Annotated in this window: 19 protein-coding genes; 5 read left to right on the forward strand and 14 right to left on the reverse strand. The window is 70.0% G+C overall.

What is annotated here, in order from left to right; translation table 11 throughout:
- Nucleotides 1-3 precede the first annotated feature (3 nt).
- From ACIF8S_RS28700 to ACIF8S_RS28750, 11 genes are all read right to left on the reverse strand, one after another.
- On the reverse strand, nt 4-249 hold the full coding sequence (locus ACIF8S_RS28700) for a hypothetical protein (RefSeq protein ID WP_400002914.1): 246 nt from the start codon (nt 247-249) through the stop codon (nt 4-6).
- A 2-nt stretch (nt 250-251) separates the two neighbouring features.
- Complete coding sequence (locus tag ACIF8S_RS28705; RefSeq protein ID WP_400002916.1) at nt 252-2714, reverse strand: phage portal protein; 2463 nt, start codon at nt 2712-2714, stop codon at nt 252-254.
- Complete coding sequence (locus tag ACIF8S_RS28710) at nt 2714-3058, reverse strand: hypothetical protein (protein ID WP_400002918.1); 345 nt, start codon at nt 3056-3058, stop codon at nt 2714-2716. Before ACIF8S_RS28710 ends, ACIF8S_RS28705 begins: the two co-directional genes overlap by 1 nt.
- A 41-nt stretch (nt 3059-3099) precedes the next feature.
- Complete coding sequence (locus ACIF8S_RS28715) at nt 3100-3633, reverse strand: hypothetical protein (protein WP_400002920.1); 534 nt, start codon at nt 3631-3633, stop codon at nt 3100-3102.
- Nucleotides 3634-3812: 179 nt separating this feature from the next.
- A complete protein-coding gene (fxlM, locus tag ACIF8S_RS28720; protein WP_400002922.1) occupies nt 3813-5009 on the reverse strand; it encodes a methyltransferase, FxLD system in 1197 nt (398 codons plus the stop codon).
- A 13-nt stretch (nt 5010-5022) separates the two neighbouring features.
- Nucleotides 5023-6168, reverse strand: a complete 1146-nt coding sequence (locus tag ACIF8S_RS28725) for a lanthionine synthetase C family protein (protein ID WP_400002924.1) — start codon at nt 6166-6168, stop codon at nt 5023-5025.
- On the reverse strand, nt 6165-9161 hold the full coding sequence (locus ACIF8S_RS28730) for a lantibiotic dehydratase (protein ID WP_400002925.1): 2997 nt from the start codon (nt 9159-9161) through the stop codon (nt 6165-6167). Before ACIF8S_RS28730 ends, ACIF8S_RS28725 begins: the two co-directional genes overlap by 4 nt.
- 68 nt (nt 9162-9229) lie before the next feature.
- Nucleotides 9230-9400: an FxLD family lantipeptide gene (locus ACIF8S_RS28735; protein WP_400002927.1), complete on the reverse strand. Its 171-nt coding sequence runs from the start codon at nt 9398-9400 to the stop codon at nt 9230-9232.
- Between the two features lie 169 nt (nt 9401-9569).
- Nucleotides 9570-10154, reverse strand: coding sequence for a hypothetical protein (locus tag ACIF8S_RS28740; RefSeq protein WP_400002928.1), 585 nt, complete (start codon nt 10152-10154; stop codon nt 9570-9572).
- Nucleotides 10155-10287: 133 nt separating this feature from the next.
- Complete coding sequence (locus ACIF8S_RS28745) at nt 10288-10893, reverse strand: hypothetical protein (RefSeq protein WP_400002930.1); 606 nt, start codon at nt 10891-10893, stop codon at nt 10288-10290.
- On the reverse strand, nt 10890-11780 hold the full coding sequence (locus ACIF8S_RS28750) for an ATP-binding protein (RefSeq protein WP_400002932.1): 891 nt from the start codon (nt 11778-11780) through the stop codon (nt 10890-10892). The genes ACIF8S_RS28745 and ACIF8S_RS28750 overlap by 4 nt, the downstream gene beginning before the upstream one ends.
- A 392-nt stretch (nt 11781-12172) precedes the next feature.
- Here ACIF8S_RS28750 and ACIF8S_RS28755 point away from each other — a divergent pair, with 392 nt between their 5' ends.
- Both ACIF8S_RS28755 and ACIF8S_RS28760 read left to right on the forward strand, forming a co-directional pair.
- Entirely contained in the window at nt 12173-13006 is an 834-nt protein-coding gene (locus ACIF8S_RS28755) for a helix-turn-helix domain-containing protein (RefSeq protein ID WP_400002984.1), read from the forward strand.
- Complete coding sequence (locus ACIF8S_RS28760) at nt 13003-13245, forward strand: DUF397 domain-containing protein (RefSeq protein ID WP_400002934.1); 243 nt, start codon at nt 13003-13005, stop codon at nt 13243-13245. The genes ACIF8S_RS28755 and ACIF8S_RS28760 overlap by 4 nt, the downstream gene beginning before the upstream one ends.
- Before the next feature lie 139 nt (nt 13246-13384).
- Here ACIF8S_RS28760 and ACIF8S_RS28765 read toward each other — a convergent pair whose 3' ends face one another.
- The 3 genes from ACIF8S_RS28765 to ACIF8S_RS28775 are packed head-to-tail and all read right to left on the reverse strand — an operon-like array spanning nt 13385 to nt 15158.
- Entirely contained in the window at nt 13385-14548 is a 1164-nt protein-coding gene (locus tag ACIF8S_RS28765) for a tyrosine-type recombinase/integrase (RefSeq protein WP_400002935.1), read from the reverse strand.
- A complete protein-coding gene (locus tag ACIF8S_RS28770) occupies nt 14545-14775 on the reverse strand; it encodes a hypothetical protein (RefSeq protein ID WP_400002936.1) in 231 nt (76 codons plus the stop codon). Before ACIF8S_RS28770 ends, ACIF8S_RS28765 begins: the two co-directional genes overlap by 4 nt.
- A complete protein-coding gene (locus ACIF8S_RS28775; protein ID WP_400002938.1) occupies nt 14772-15158 on the reverse strand; it encodes a hypothetical protein in 387 nt (128 codons plus the stop codon). Before ACIF8S_RS28775 ends, ACIF8S_RS28770 begins: the two co-directional genes overlap by 4 nt.
- Nucleotides 15159-15305: 147 nt before the next feature.
- Between ACIF8S_RS28775 and ACIF8S_RS28780 the strand changes: the two genes are divergently transcribed.
- The 3 genes from ACIF8S_RS28780 (at nt 15306) to ACIF8S_RS28790 (ending at nt 16306) form a co-directional block, all read left to right on the forward strand.
- Nucleotides 15306-15494 carry a hypothetical protein gene (locus tag ACIF8S_RS28780; protein ID WP_400002939.1) on the forward strand — a complete coding sequence of 63 codons (189 nt, stop codon included), beginning with the start codon at nt 15306-15308 and terminating at the stop codon, nt 15492-15494.
- A 1-nt stretch (nt 15495) separates the two neighbouring features.
- The gene (locus ACIF8S_RS28785) at nt 15496-15771 is read left to right on the forward strand and encodes a hypothetical protein (protein ID WP_400002941.1); all 276 of its coding nucleotides are present in this window, start codon (nt 15496-15498) and stop codon (nt 15769-15771) included.
- Nucleotides 15772-15919: 148 nt separating this feature from the next.
- On the forward strand, nt 15920-16306 hold the full coding sequence (locus ACIF8S_RS28790) for a hypothetical protein (RefSeq protein ID WP_400002943.1): 387 nt from the start codon (nt 15920-15922) through the stop codon (nt 16304-16306).
- Nucleotides 16307-16336: the final 30 nt, after the last annotated feature.

A 16336-nucleotide genomic window follows, 5' to 3' on the forward strand; every position in this document is an offset into this window, starting at 1 on the left:
CCGCTACATCGTCTCGGTGAGGATGTGGAGCATGAACCAGACGGCTCCTCCTCCGAGGATGACGGTGAACAGCGCGCGGCCGGCCTTGGATCTGCGGATCCGGAACAGCTTGCGGGTGTTCTCGCTCAGGGTGTCGTCGTCCTTCTTGTTGGCCAGGGCGATGGCCTCGTAGATGACGAAGAACAGCGCCCAGGCGCCCCACAGGAGTGCGCTGGTGTTCCGGCGGATGAAGGCGAGGGTGGGTCTCACGGTCACTCCTTGGGGTCGGTGTCGTAGTGCAGCCGGCAACGGCAGTTGACGGTCAGGGCGATCGGCGCGAAGGGGTCGCCGGGGTACCGGAGCTGGGCGCCATTGATCTCGTACGGGGTGCCGACGGGCAGGGTCTTGCCGTGCAGCGCCCTGTGTGCGGGCCGTACGCGGTCGTCCTGGCGGGTGATCCAGGACCGGACGACTCCGGGCCCGGCGCTCTCCGCCGCGGCGTCAGCGGCGCCGTTGATCGTCGATACGGCGCAGGTCTCCGCGACGCGCGCGATCAGCGCGGGCCCGGCCTGTTCGTAGAACTGGGCGACGGTGCGATCCAGGTCCTCGAGGGTGATCTCGGCCGGGGAGGTCTGGATGCTGCGCAGCTCGTCGGCGAGGTCTCCGAGCAGGCCGGTCATGGCCTCACCGGCGTACATCGCGGTGACGAGGGCGGGAGCGACCGCGGCCGGGGGCACGGAGCTGACGCCGGCGAGGGCCTGGCCCAGCTTGCGGGCCGTGGTGGATGCGGCCTGCTGAAGGATCGGGGCGAGGGTGTTGGTGGTTTCCTCAGCCCAGCGGGCCGCGCTGACGACGCGGTCCTCGTCGAGGTTCGCGTCACCGGCCCGGGTGTCGTGCTCGTTCTCCGGCGTCCAGAACCTGGTGTGCTTGCGGATCTTCGGCGCGCGGAGCCGGGCGGTGATGACGCCCTCCTGGCGTGCCAGCAGCGCGGTGAGGGCCGCCTGTACGGCCATGGCCAGGGCGTCGAAGTCGGCGTCGGTGACCTCGAATCCGCTGTCGGGGAGCGCCTTCGTCTCGAGGCGGGCGCGAGCCGTTTCGACATCGTCGGCGGCCGGGCCGGGTTCGGGCTGCTCCACGGTGGCGCGAGCGCGGGCGACGTCACCGGCAGCGGCGCCCGGCTGGGGAGTGTCGGACATCTGCACGCGGGCTGCGGCAACGTCGTCCGCTGCGGTGCTGGTGGGCTCGGTGGGCAGGGCGAGCGGTGCCTGGCCGCGTGCTGCGGCGACGTCGTCGGCCGCGGTCGGCATCTGTTCGAGGGCGCGGGCTTCGGCGACCGCCGCGGCGGCGGACTGGTCCCCTTCTCCCTCGGGGAGGGCAGGGGCCGGGCCGGCTCCCGGGTCGCCGCCGGCTCCCGGCTCCGGCGCCAGGCCGAGCGCTGCGGCGTCCAGGGTGTTCGCGGGAACGGGCGCCTTCTGCGGGGAAATCCACAGTGCGCGGGACTGCGGGGTGTTGAAGGCGGGGCGGCCTGCGATCTGGCGGTACTCGTCGATGGTGATGAGGCCGGCTTCCCACTCCGCGCGTGCCTCCTCGCGGGCCTGGCGGCGGGGGAACTCCAGCGCCTGGACGCGGGAGGTGTCAAAGCGGATAACCCAGTCGTCGGACAGGTCCGGGTCGAACGCGGACGCGATCAGGTTGAGGTGAGGGAGCTCCGTGTGGGCCCAGAAGTTCCACTCTTCCCGGTCGGCGTTGTTGAACGTCCGCTCGGAGGCATTGCCGATGACGGATTCGTACACGCCGAACGCGGAGAGGATCTCGTTCTTGGCGGTGCTGGACAGCGTCTCGTAGGCCATCTCGCGCGGCCGTGCGGACGTGTCGACGTAGGTGACGCCGCCGGGGCCGGTGCCGACGAGGGTGAGCTGTCCCGCGTTGTGCGCGCCCGGGGCGAGGCGCTTCTGGATGCGGTCGACCTCGGCCGCGTCGACGCCGTCCAGGTCGATGCCGACGATGCCGCCAGGGCGGCCGTCGTTGTCGATGAACGAGATGTTGTACGTGCGGGCCTTCACGTCCAGGTCGACGGACAGGCCAGCGGCCTCGAGCGGTGTCACTCCACAGAAGGGGTCGGTGGGGTGCGGGTCCCGGATCCAGATGACTTTCTCCGGCTTGAGCTCCCGGATGTGCCCGTTGTAGTCCGTGAACTCGAAGTGCTTCACGTAGGTCGCGTTCTCGTCGTCCGGGACGATCTGCACGCGGTCCGGAGGGAGCAGGTCGAGCCTGACCAGGACGCCGCCACGGCTCTTGGTCTTCTCGATGAAGACGCCTTTCTTGCTGAGCAGCAACTGGGCGCTGAGCCGCTTCTTGAAGACGTCGCCGGTCTCCAACGGATTGGCCTGCTTGTTCAACAGCTTGAGCAAGGGATGGTCCTCAAGGACCTCCTCGAACTCCCGCTCGTCGCCGCCGCGGCCGATCTGCACCGGCAGGGTGGAGGCGTGCTTGCTGATCGCTTCCACGGACTTGAACGTCCAGATGGAACGCTCGTAGCCCTCGATGATGACGCGCTCGAGGTCCCAGCCGTCGGCGCGGCCTGGCGTGCCCCAGACGTTCGTGATGCCGGCGTACGACATCGACGTGTAGACGCCTCCGGCGAGGAGGTCCTTCGTCTCCGTCGGCGGGGGTGAGGGTGCGGCGGCCCGGGGCGCGAGCAGGCCGCGGAGCGTGGGGAGGAACTGGCGGGGCATCAGGCCCCCTCGGGCTCACGGGTGGCGAGCCAGAGGCCGGCTGCGGCGACCGCGAGAGCGACGTAGACCCAGCCGATGGGCGCGCAGACTACGAACGCGCATGCAGTTGCACCCGCGTATCCGATGCCGCAGACCGTCCAGCGCAGGATGGGGGCGTAGCGGGGGGCGTCCGGCTTGGGGGCGAAGGTCACGCTTGCGACGACGATTCCGCCGAAGGCGGCGGTGAGACCTGCGGCCCAGTGGAGTGTGCCCAGCGCCACGAGGACACCGAGCACGCCGAAGGCGGTGAGGCACAGACCGGCGGCTTCGCGGGCGAGAGCCCTGGAGGTTCGCTGAGTAGTCACGCCGCGCACCATGAACAGCGGGCGGCGTTAGTGTCGCGCGCTCAGCGCTTGGGGCGGGAAACTCCTGAGACGTAGGCGCCGATACCGCGCCGGTTGATGGTGCCGCCGGGGATGATCCGCGCGTTGGCGGGCGGAGTGGGAACCTTGCGCTTCGCGCGGCGGGTCTGGTCACCGCCGATCAGGTGGGTGTTGTCGATCTTCGCGGCGCAGTCGTCGCCCTTGACCTCGTCGTAGGGGCGGCGGCAGCCCTTGCAGTACACCTCAAGCGCGTCGACGCGCTGTCCTTCGGTGGCTTTGAAGCTGCCCCGGTAGTCGGCGATGCTGGCAACTCTGGGGGTGACCTCGATCTCCGCGGCGACCACCCAGACGTGGGAGAGATCCGGCTTGTTGTCCGGCGCGGCCGAGGAAGTCTCCGTGGCAGGCTCCTCGAGCGTCTTCGCCTCCGCCCCGGCCTCTCCTGTGGGGGAGAGGTTGATCGGCTCGGGGGCCGGCTCGGGCTGGAGCCAAGCGAACAGGCCCTCCTGCAGTTGGGAGCGGCCGGTCTCGGTCGAGAGTGGGGCTGTCGCGGTCGTCACCGTTCCTCCGGATCACTGAGGGGTTGACGTAAGGTGCAACCCCCTTCACCCCCGAAACGTCATCGGCAGCGTTGTGTTACACCTGCCGCCGTACTGGGCGGCACGCGCGGCCTGTCGTGGCAGACGTGAAGGGCCCCGGCCGCCGGCTCGAGGCAGCGATCGAGGCCCTTCTGGATGGCTCAGTACGCGAGGGTGATGCGGCTCTCGGGCTTGCTGATCGTGTGGCCCGCGGCGGAGGTCTTGTCGTCGGGCGTGACGGTCATCTGCGGTACGGCCAGGCGGTCGGAGCCCCAGGCGTCGATGTGCGCGACGAGGTCCCGTGCGAGCTCCTCGGCCCGCGGGCCGTAGGCGGCCGCGCCGAGCCGGAACGGGCGCTCGGGGTCGGCGCCCTCCCGTGTGAGGGTCATGTAGGCCAGGGAGCCGCCCTCGACGAGAACGGGGCTGCGGACGGGCATGACAGGCTTGCGGAGCAGCTCCTGCTCGAGCGCCTGCGGGGTGACTTCCAGTCGGCATACACGGTCGTCGCTGGCCGTGGCGCGCAGCCATACCCCGTCGAACGGTTCCTCGCCGCCGACCCGCTGGGCGGAGGGCACCTCGAGGGCGGGCGCGCCCGCTTGCAGGGTGGCGGTCAGGGCGTCGGGGTCGAGGTCCTGGTCCTCGTCGTAGTGCACGCGGATGGTGTCGTCCGCGTTGAGGGGGGCGGTCTTCTCTCCGTTCTGGCCGATGATCGGGACGAAGCCGCACAGCTCCATGCTGTCGGAGACCAGTTGGTTGCTGCGGCGGGTGAGCGCGACCGATCGGGTCTGCCCGCGCCAACGCAGCGGCAGAACCAGACGGCCGCCGTCCTTCAACTGGTCCCACCAGGCGGCGGGGATGTCCCAGACGCCGACCGTGGCGATGATCTTGTCGTAGGGGGCGTTCTCCGGGGCGCCGAGCAGTCCGTTACGTTCGATCACGGTGACGTGCTCGTACCCGTTGGCGTTGAGGCGGGTTCGGGCGTGCAGGGCGACGTCGGGGTCGATGTCGACGGTCGTGACGCTGCCGCGGTCGGCGATCTCGGCCAGGAGGGCGGCGTTGTAGCCGGTGCCGGCCCCGATCTCGAGGATGTCGTCCCCGGCGCTGATGTCGAGCTGCTCGAGCATCATGGCGACCACGGAGGGCACGGACGCGCAGGACAGGGGCAGAGGCTTGCCGGGGTTGTCCTTGATGGTCACGGCCTGGTCCGTGTAGGCGCTCTCGAGCTCGAGGCCGGGCAGGAAGGCGTCCCGGGGCACGGTGCGCATGGCCCGTTCCACGGCGGCAGGCATCCGGTGTTCGGCGAGGATCTCGTCGACGAGCCGGTTGCGGAGCTGGTCGGCCGTAGGTGTCTGGCTCACTGTCACATCACTTTCATGGGGTAAGGAGTAGGCAGGTCTCCCACTCCGGAACAACGGGGCGGACGGTGGTCAGGGTGTGCAGCGCAAGGAGCACGCCGGGGGCGCCGGTGAGCAGCCCGGTGTGCTCGGGCGCCGGATGGTGCCGGGTCTCGGTGGCGAGGCGGTCTCGCAGCGCGGGGAGGGCGTCGTGGAAACCCGGCAGTGCGGCGTCGGCGGCGATGCGTTCGGTGGTGAGGACGAGTCCCGCCCACCCGTGGCAGAGCGACGTGTCGACGATCTGCCCGGTGTGCCGGGGGTCCGTGGCGGCCTGCAGAGCTGTGTGCTCGGCGAGGTGGCGCGCGGTGTCGTCGTTGAGGGCGAGGGCGGCGAGCTGCAGGGCACGTGCGATGCCGGGGGTTCCGTAGCACCACGAGGCGCGGGCGGGGGCCGCGTCAGGCTCGGGACCGCGCTGGTAGGCGTCCAGCGGCAGGCATTCGGGCCAGCCGGTGCCTCCTCCCTTGAGGGGCTGTGCCCAGGTCGTGAGGTGGGTGATGCCTGCGGCGAGCGCGTCGTCCTGTCCGTCGACGGTGTGGCCGGCGCGGCGGGCCAGGGCGAGCAGACCGAGCGGTCCGGCCACTCCGTGCGCGACGCCGAAGTTGGCGTGGCCGTGGGCGAACCCTGCGGGCTCGGGGGTGTCGCTCGGGCCGGTGGCCGCCCACCAGCCGGGGACCGGGTGGCCGTTGACGATGAGAGGTTCGGTGAGCAGTCTCACCAGGTACTGCAGAACAGCCTCGAGGGCTCTGTCCAGTTCGCAGAGCAGGAGGTAGGCGCCGAGCCCTGTCAGACCACTGATCAGGTCGTACTCGCGTAGGCGCGGCGGGAGGCCTGTGTCCATGCGGCGGTGAGCGGCGCCCAGGCGGTGGGCGACGATAGCGACGACCTCGGCGTTGAGCTCCGCGAGGGCGCGCGCGTAGGCCCGGTGGCCGGCGGTGTGCAGGATGTACGCGACTGCCGGAGCCCCGCGGTACAGGTTCGCGAACTCCGCGTTTCCGGTGATGGGCTGCGCGGCCATGGCCTTGGCTGCGGCGTGGGCCTTCGCCCAGTCGCCGGTTCCGCGTGCGAGGACCATCTCGTAGAGGGCGGTCGCGGCCGGGCCGGTGCCGAGGTCGTCGTGCGTCACGAGGTCCTCCTCAGCAGCAGGGACCGGCATGCCTGCCGTGCTGCATGGCGAGCCGCCGCCTCACTGTCCCGGTCGGGCCCGACCACCCGGTTGTGGTGCATGTGCAGCAGAGACGCCAGAACCTGAGCCGTCCTGCTGTCGCCTGTGCACGCCCGGTACGCCGCGAGGGCGGCCCGCCGCCGGGCTGCGGCCTCCTCGAGGCGTGAAGTGGCGTTGCGCAGGGGCTGCGCGGTGACGACCTGGTCGACGGTTTGCCGGGTGATGTCCAGCCGGCCGGCGCCGTGCACGGGGGTGCGCGCCATCCAGGTGCGGCCGTCGTGAATGCCGAGGAAGCCCTCCGCGATGTCGATCATGTTGACGGCGCACAGCGTTTCCCGCTCGAGGGCGGGCAGGTCGGTGAGGGCGTAGCGGGTGACGAGGCTGTCGGCGACGAACACGTCCTCGGCCGCGGCCATGGCCGGCCCGGTGCCGTAGCGGCCGGTCTCGGGCCGGTAGCCGTCGAGGATGAGCTGGGAGGCGAGTCCGTCCTCGGTGAGTTGGCGCGTCCACGCGGACAGGGCCCGCAGTGCGGCCGCCTGGTCGTCCGGGGTGCCGGTGGGTACGCGGATTCGGAGATGGTCGGTCTCCTGCAGGGACCGGTACCGCGCGAACCACACCTGATCGGTGCCGATGTCCTCGAGCAGCCGGGGCAGCCGGGCGGTGATGATCTGGTCCATGGCCGTGCGGTGGGTGAACACCTTCGCCTGCGTCCACCGCTGCGCGGGGTCTGCGGGCTGGGCCAGGTCCCGGTTGGTCACGACGGGGGCGTGCGTCAGGTCCGGGTGCGGGGCCGGCGGCCGGGTGGTGGCGAGCGGGACCGTCAGCTCGTGGGCGTGGCCCAGCCAGCCCAGTTCCTCATCGCTGACGTCCTCCGTGAGCACAGCCTGGGGGTGGCGTCGCAGGTGCTGGTGAATGAGACGCGCGTGCAGCGGTTCGGCCAGGTCCAGGGGCATGGTCCGGTCGTCGTCCTGCAGCTGCACCCGGGCGGGACAGTGCCAGGTGTCCGCCCACTCCCGCAGCGCCTTGTGCCAGGCGGGACCGAACGGCCCCGCGGGTAAGTCCCTGGCCGTCAGATTCCACCGGGTCGGGCTCAACACCGTGCGGCGGTAACGGACCCGGGGAAGGTACGGCAGTGCTACAGCGGCCGGCCCCCAGTCGAATTCGGTCCACGCTGTGGCGAAGCCGCGCCCGAGCTGGGCCAGGAACCGGGCGAGGGGCGGGACCTGCTTCTCCAGGGCGAGGGGGTGCAGCACGTGCGGCTCCACGATGCGCCGCCGGGACATGCTGACCAGGTGCAGAGCCTGGCCGGTGGAGTACACCGCGAGGTCGTCGATGTCGATGAGGTGGTCGGCCGGGGCCCGGGTCTCGCCTACGGGGATGAGGTAGGGCAGCAGAGCGGGGATGCGAGAGACGTTCTGGGCGTGCGGGAAGTCGGGCATGACGGAGAGCTGGGCGTGCAGGGCTCCCTCGGTCATGGTGGGCAGTGTGCGGTACAGGTCTGACAGCCTGGTCCCCAGCACGGTGGCGAACCGCCCGGACAGGACGCCAGCCGTCCACGCGGGCCGCACGTCCAGAACGAAATCGCCGCTACTCACGGCTTCTTCGCTGACGGCACGGACCCGGAACCCGATCTCCACGTGCGGGGCCGTGGGCCCGTCCGCTGCGTCTCCGGCGAGGTCGTCGATGTCCTGCTCGGTGAGCACGATCTCGCGGGCGCCGGTCACCGCCGCCTGCATCGCCCGCGCGGCGAGCTGCTCGTCGCGCGGCAGCACCGTGAGCGGCGGCAGGCTCCACCCGGACATCGGGTAGTCGGCCGGCAGCCCGACCCCTGCGGCCAGGTCGGCGGCGTCACGGACGGGGACCAGGACGCCGGCGCCGTAGCGCTCCCAGAAATGCGCCTGAAAGTCGGCCCACGCGGGCGACTCTCCCTGAGCCCGGGTCAGGCGGGCCAGCGCGAACGCTGCTCGCTCCACTTCGTCCAGCACTTGGCGCGGTACGGACACGCGGGCCTCGAGCAGCAAGTCGAGGCTGATCCGGTTCCGGCAGTCCGCGGCCTGGATCGTCTCCATCGCGGCGTCCACCTGATCCCGCAGCCGGCGTGCCTCCGCCCGGCTCGGTGCCCGGTTGTGCGCGGCGAGGGCCGCCGCCGTCTCTTCCAGGCGGTCGAGGATCTGGACCGTGTCCGTATCCAGCTTGTCCGCGTGCGGCCGCAGCAGACGCGTCATGTGGCCGACGGGGTCCACGACGGTCATGGGCGCGGCGAGGTCGCTCGTCAGGTAGCCGTCTTCCAGGGCCTGCACGATCAGACGGGTGGCCTGGGCCGGGGTGCCACCCTGGTCGGCCAGGACGTCCAGCAGCCGACGTCCGGTGGTCGGGGTGGCCGCAGCGTGCAGAAGGGCGACCAGAGGGCGGGTGAAGGGCGCGCTCGCCAGGCGTCCGCCGGACCGGGGCACGCCGATGGCGTCACCGCGCTGGAAGGCGACCGTGCTGACCTGGATCGTCAGGTGTGGCAGCACGTCGGGGCGGCGCTGCAGTGCGCGGCGCACATGATCGACCCACAGCGTGTCGGGCCGGGCGACGGCTCGGTGTATGTGGCCCACGTCTGCGGTCACGGGGCCGACGTCGGCGAGGGATACGCCGGCGAAGAGACCGAACGGCGTCGGCCGGGACGTGGCCCGAAGGAGGTAGCTGGCGACGGACAGCGCCGCGCTACGCACCCGCTTCGGCGCCACGCGGTGGTTCTCCAGGATCTGCTCAACGAAGGTGACCAGCCCGGAAGATGCCGCCCGCAGTGCCTCGGTGAAGGAGTCGTCTTCCCATACGCGGGCCAGCCACTGCCGACAGTCCTCCGGGGAGTCCACGTCGGGCCACTCACCCGGGCGGGCCCCAACGGGTAGAGCGGCGGAGCGCAGGACCAGCACGTCGCCGTGCCTGCGGAAGGTGCTTCGGGTCATCAGTCGGTCCCTCCTGGGAACGCGGTGGTGCGGACACGGCCTTACGTGCCCGCACCACCGCGGTCGGGTCAGCTCGACGCGCAGGACGATGCGCAGGTGCTCTTGCAGCCATCACCCGAGCCGCAGGCCTCGACGATCGGGACTGGCGACGTGGTGACGGTGGTGGTCAGCTCCCAGCCGTCGACGGGGAGAGCCTCGGTGGGCTCGGTCGACTGCTGGGGCTCGAGCGTGTTCAGCACGGATTGCTCCTCGATCGGTGGACCACCCCTCGAGAGAGAGGGTGGAGAGGCCCAGGGCCTCCGCTGAGGGCTGCCTGATACAGCCGACAGCGCAGGGCCTGCGCCGGAACGGAGTGCTGGAGCCTGCCCGGCGACCCGTTCGGGGGTCTCCGAGTCGCCGGGCAGGCGGTCAGGAGGCGGCCGCCCCGAAGGCGACCACAGTGGTGCCGAGGAGCTCGCGCACGGCCTGGCGGGCGACGACGAACCGTTCGTCCGGGGAGTGGCGCAGAACGAGCGCATCGTCGTCCGCGGGACCGGAGCTGCCGAGCCGGGGGTAGAGCGTCCCGCGAACACCGATCAGTTCGGCCTCGCGTACGCGGAGCAGCACATGCCCGTCGCGGAGCCGCGGGCACAGGAGCGGAGCCGACACAGAACAGGGCTCACACATGGGCGGGACCGTGGTGCGCACGCCTTCCCATCGTGTGTCCACGGCATCGTCCAGCAGCGGAAGGACCCACAGCATGCCGTCCTTGTTGCGGGCGGCTGGTCGGCTGCAGCACGCGCACAGGAGTCCCTCCATTGCCGTCCGTTGCCGATCGGGGTGCAGCTCGGCCGTGTACTCAGGCTTGCCGGTGGTCGTGCCAGTGCACAACGCCCAAAGCACGCCATCCAGGTCGCGCGCGATGGCGTCCTGCAGCGGGTCGGTGTAGGCAACGCCAAAGACGGTGACCGTCAGGGGCGCGGTCTGCGCGCTCTCACCCGTCCACGGCGTCACGTACGGCGCTATCGGTCGGTCCACGGTGTCCCCCGGAGGTGGTGCTGCAGTGAGCGGTGAAGGGAAGGGCCTGCGGCCGGGTCGGATCCTCCCGGCCGCAGGGGCTGGAGCCGTGCCCGTCGACGAGGCGGTGTCACTCGTCGACGGGCACGGCGCTTCTGGGCGCGCCGCTGGTGTGGGTCGCGCGGAGGTAGGCGTCATGCGAGGTTCCGAGGCGGGCGGCGAGGGCGGCGTGCGGGGTCGGCTCGGGGCGGAGCTGCTCGAGCGCCGCGCGCAGGGGGCCCGTGGGAACGAGGCGGTCGCTGGCCGACGGCCGGTGCCAGTACGGGCCCGGCGGGGCGGTCCGGTTCAGCGAGGGCAGGGTGATCGTGTGCGGGGCTCCCAGGCACACCGCGTGGGAGTGCGGCGCCCACTGGCCGGCGGACCCGGGCGGGACCAGCCAGTAGAACCAGCCACTTTCTGGATCTTCGATCACGGGCCCGCATCCGCCCTGGATCTCGTCCATCAGTTCCACGGCGAATCGTGCCTGCGGGCCCGAGCTGCTGATGACGACGTCGAACAAGTTGCCGCCCAACCGGATTCGGGTGTCCTGGCGGGCTTCGACGGCCAGGAGGGCGCGGATCATCTCGGCGAGGTCGGCCATGTCGGCAGCCGGTTGCTGCACCACCGCTCCGGCGGAGTCGACCAGGTGCTGCATCACCTCGGCAGCGGTCGGCGGGGCCATGACCTGGGTGCTCACAGTTCCACCCGTCCCGGCTCGAGGGTGGCCCGTACCGTCTTGCCGTGGAAGTCGGAGGCGATGAACCAGGAGAGATGGGCGCCGTGCTGCCGGGCGTTCCACAATCCGCGCCCCGTCGTGCCGTCGACGGCCTCAGGGAAGTTGGGGAACGTCGGGTTGGGGTCCGTGACGTCGATGATCAGTTGCCGCGCTTCGGTGATGCCCAGGCGCGCGGAGAGGCACTGTCCGGCCCGGCCGGCGGTGAGGCCGTAGGCGACGGCGTTGTCGACGAGGCAGCCGAGCACGTCAATCGCTGCGTGCACGTTCCCGGGCCAGTCCAGCATCGTGAGTTTGGTGCGGCCGGAGACGCGGGCGACCGTCACCGCGCTGGGGTCGGAGGGGAGTTCGAGCGGCATCTCACGTAAGACGGGCGCGGTCGCCGCGACGGGGTCCATCTGGGAGGGTCCTTTGCTTGGGGGGAGGGTGCACCAGGTCGTCTTGCCGTCCTCGCTGACACCCCAGGCTTCGGCCAGGGCCTCGACGAGGAGCAGTCCTCGGCCGTTCTCATCGTCGGGGCCGGGGCACCGAGGCACGGGGGCGTGCGGGGAGCCGTCGTTCACCTCAATGGCGAGGTTGTCGTCCTGGAGGTAGATACGGACGCCGATGTCGTGGCCGTGACCGTGGCGGAGAGCGTTGGTCACCAACTCGGTGAGCAGGAGTTCCGCGGTGTCCACCAGGTCGAGGCGTGCCCAGTGCGTGAGGCCGGCTCGCAGGATGCGGCGCAGCCGCTGGGGCCAGGCAGCGTCTGCGGCGGAGAGGCCGTCAGTGCGCGGGTCCGGGCGCCGCTCGATGGAGAGCTCGAGGGCCTGCCGGACGCCGTCCTTCGGCGTCGCGAACGCAGATGTCATGCCGAAACCTCCGGGCGGCCGGTACGGGGGATGGCACGGCTCAGGGCATCGCGAAGTCGGAGCACCGACCGCTGAAAGTCACGCTGCGCCGTGGCTCAACTACTGTCTTGCATGGCACAGTTGCTGTGCAACAGCGCGTGCAATTTTCACGGCGAATGGCATATGCAGTTGACGGAGCTCTTGGCTGTGCAAGGGACACTTGGGGTGGCACACTTCCAACTCAAGCAAGGTCAAGGGGCACTTGGGGAGGCTTGAACCGGACTCCGGGATGCATGAACCGGACTCTGGGACGGGCAGACCCCACTCGATCGGCGCGTGCCTCGGCACGACAGAGGGGATGACGAGTGGCCGCACCGAAGGGGCCGACAAGCAGGCGGGTGCACCTGGGCAAGGTGCTCACCAGGATGAGAGAAGACCTGGGCATGAGGCGTGAGGACGTCGCGTCGGCCTTGGGTTTCTCTCCCGAGAAGCTGTGGCGCGTGGAGAGGGGCAGGACCAGCCTCCCCAACCCGACCGACTTGAAGAACCTCCTGGGCCACTACCAGGTGCACGACTCCGAGGTCGTCGAGAGCCTGCTCGTCATCCACCGGGAGTCGCTGCAAGAGGGCTGGTGGGTGCCGTACTCCGCGCACCTGCCGAAGGGCATGCGCGAGTACGTCGGGATGGAGACCGACGCGCTGTCGATCGCCGCGTGGCAGCCGTCGCTCGTCTTCGGGCTCCTGCAGACGGAGCGGTACGCGCGGGAGCTACTGCTGTCCGCCAAGGCCGTCGACGAGACCACGACCGAGTTCATCGACGCCAACGTGGAAATGCGGATGGCCCGCAAGACGCTCATTACGAAGGAGGACCCGCGAGAGCTGTGGGTCATCATGAGCGAGGACAGCATCCGCAGCACGATCGGCAGCCGCGAGGTGATGGCCGAGCAGTACGAGGAGATCAAACACTTGGCGTCCCTCGACACCGTGACGGTGCAGATACTGCCGGCCGCATCGACCGGCTACCGAGCGAGCCAGAACTTCGCGCTGCTCGACATGGGCGAACCGTTGGGGAAGATCGTCCAGGCCGACCAGCCTGGAGGACAAGCCAGCATCACCGACAAGAAGCCCGAGGTCGGGAAATACTCCCGCAGGTTTGAAGCCCTGCGGGCCGCGGCGCTCGCGCCCAACGAGACGCCGCATTTCATTGATGAAGTCCACCGGGACCTGGAACGAAAGTTGACACCGTGAATCGACCCCGCAAGTCCACCGACCTGGCCCCTGAAAGGGCGTGGTTCAAGTCGTCCCACAGCAGCGGCGCGGAAGGCAACTGCCTCGAGATCGCCGACCTGATGGTCGTCGTTCAGGAGCCCGAGGTTGGCGTCCGTGACTCCAAGGACAAGGCGGGCCCCGCGCTCGTCTTCCCGCGGTCGTCGTGGGCCACCTTCGTGACGTCGGTCAGCACGGGCACGCTCGACGCCCGCGCCTGAGCACGCCTCTGAGCCACCGAATATGGCGGCCCCCCTCAGACACAGTGAGGGGGGCCGCCATCGTCGTTCTACCCATCCCCAGCACCAAGGGGACGGCTCGTAGCACAGTGTAAGGGCCCGTCACCCGCATATTCGAGAGTCACTCAGCTTTCCGTTCGGGCTCGTGTACGGGGATCCGCTCGAACGGGTCCTTCTGCGCATCCCGGGCCGGGCGCACGTACACCTTGCGGGGGATGGATGAGCCGGGGGCCCACCGGCCGGCGCGCTCGAGTTCCTCGTCCGTGGCGCCGTGCTGGGCGAGGTCTGTGGCTCCGCCCGCCCGCAGGCCGTGCGAGGTGACCGGTCGGCCGTCGCTCACCAGCCCGGCCGCCGCGAACCAGAACTTCACCCGCTCGTTGACGACGTGCCCCCGAAGGTGGACACCCCGCTTCGTGGCCGTTCGCGCCCGAGTCGACTCGGTGGCGGGCCTGCCGTTCTTGAGGAGGTGCCGGAAGACGGGACCGGTCGTGACCCCCTGCTCGGCGAGATACCCCAGCCAGCGCCGCATCCGTGGCACGAGCTGCAGGTCCGGCCGGTCCTTCAAGGGGATCGTCTGTTCCTCGTCCTTGTGCGTCTTGTCGTCGGGGAGCCAGACCACGATTCGGTCGCCCGTGATGGTCAGGTCCTCGATCTCAAGGTTGGCGTCCTCGATGCTGCGACCGAGGAACCGGTACCCGAAGGCGAGCATGGCCGCATCCCGGATGCCGACCGGCCGGCCGTCCGCCTCCGCCTTCTCCATCATCGGGACCAGGTACGGCAGCGTGATGGGGAACGCCTGCCGGGTGCGCACCGCCCGCTTGTTCCTCTTCCGGTAGTCGGCCAGGAGCCGCAGATACAGGCTGTTGTCCGGCTTCTTCCCCGCGGGCATCGCCGTCCGGATCTGCGACATGTAGTTCTTGACCGTGGCGACCTTGAGGCCCCGCTGCATGAGGTGCCGGCTGTACTCGGTGAACGTCGCCGTGGTGCACGGCACGGCCACGCGGCCCTGATCAGCGCACCACGCCTTGAAGGCCTTCATCGGGCCGGAGTCGCCCGGGTCGGACTCGTCCAGGATGCGCGCGGTCTCTTCGCTGACGTACAGGTCCCGCTCGGTGTACTGCGTATCCGGGTCCGCCGTGGTGGGCACGGCCTGGCCGGGACGCAGCACGGTGTTGGCGTCGACGCGCGGCCGCGCGGGCGGTTCCTCGACGAGCGCCAGGGCGCCGTCCTCGTCGACGAGTTCAGCGTCGACGATCTCGTCCTTGTCGTGGTTGCGGAGGCTCATCCCTCGCGCCACACTTCGGTCCGCTCGTCGACGGTCGTCATCGGAGGGGCCTCTTCCGTCTCGTAAACAAACCGAAGGCCGGCGGCACGCCACTCCGGGGGCAGCAGGTTTTCCGTCAAGGTTTCGGTAGTCGCGTCGAGTTCGCGCAGGATGCGTGCATGGTGCGCCTCTCGGTCTGTGCGAGCCGTGGCGTACAGGGCATTGAGCATCTGGTCGACGTCGCTCAAGGTGCGTCCTTCCCGGTGCCGGCCTGCGAAGCGTTCTTCATGCCCTGTAGCAGCGCATGCAGCATGTGGACCGTCGTATTCGTGTTGTCGTTCACGTCCTGGGTCGCAAGGTCGTGGACCAGGCGAACGATGAAGCTGAGGCCGGGCTCGTCCCTGCAGTAGAGGAGGACTTGGCAGGTGCCGTCCGTGGGGAGCTTCGCCGGGAGGTGGCCGATGTTGTTCTTGGCGAGTTGCTGCTCGATGCGCTCGATGATGCGGGCGCCGGCCCGCTGCGCTCCGTCGAAACGGACCAGCGTCTCGACGTCCCAGAGCACGAACCCGTACGGGGAGCGGATGAGTGTCGGCAGCTCTGCCCACGCGTCCTCGGTCTTGGTCTCACTCATGCGTGTCCCCCTGAGTCTCGGATCTGACGTTAGGCCAAGATTACCGACAACAATTGGAGTTATTGTCGGCTACCGACGAGTAACACCGTATGGTGTTCCTCGAAGGGCGGAGAGCACCGCCCGGACCACGAATCGGAGGAGCACCCGATGGCGGGCTTCATCAACCGCGCGCAGCAGAAGCGCGACCACAACGGCCAGCGGAACATCTGCGCGGCCGACGGACACCCGGGCACCGAAGACGACCCGCTGGTGAAGACGAAGGACGGTTGGCGCGTCCACCGCTCCGACACCACCGACCCGAGCAATGGCTTCTACGGCCAGCAGCAGGAGGGTTGAGATGCGCGCCAAGCTGCAGATCCTCGCCTGGGCCCTCGGCCTTCTGGCCTTCGCGCACCCCGAACTCATCCCGCCCGCCCTCGGCACCCTCGGCGTCATCGCGGCCGCGGTGTTCGCCGTCGCGGGCTGGGTCCTGGCGAACCTCTCGCTCGCCTTCACGGCCGGCGCCGTCGTCCTCCTGACGTACGCCTTCCCCAACGCCGTGCGGCGACCGCTGCGTTGGTTCTCCCGCGCCCTGGTCGATTCGGTCACTGCCGTCTTGCCGCGCACCGTCTGACCTGCGCTGTCACAAGGCGCCGGATTCGACGTTCGACTAGGTGGCGCATACAGACGCCTGTGTCTCGTGGGGGGATCACATGCCGATTTTCGACCGCTGCCAGAAGCCCGAAGCGCCGGCCAGACTGGCGCCGCGTCTCGCGTTCGCAGTGACCGTGCAGGACCTGCAGACGCTCGAGCGCATCACCAGCCACGCACGCACTCAACTGGCCCGACTCGACGCCGACATGGCCCCCGACGCGCTCAACGCCGCGAGCGGCTACTGGCTCATGCTCACGCTGTCCGAACGGGCCGGGGCCGCCCGCGCTCTCGGACGGTCGGGCATCCCCATGCTCGTCGACGAGGTGGAGGCGGTGCAGGCCGTCGTGCTCAACCTGCAGAGCTACGAGGGCGACGACCTGGCCGTGGTTGAAGGGCACGAGCTGCTGAACCGAGTGACCGTGCTCGCCCAACTCCCGTGCTACGCGGTGGAGATCGGCGGCGTCCTGACGCTCCCCGACAGAGAGCCCACCGCCGGCGAACCCTCCCCCAACTGACCCGACCCGAACAGTTCGATTCTTCGCTCA

This window comes from Streptomyces sp. NPDC085937 (assembly GCF_044540535.1).
Lineage (GTDB): Bacteria > Actinomycetota > Actinomycetes > Streptomycetales > Streptomycetaceae > Streptomyces.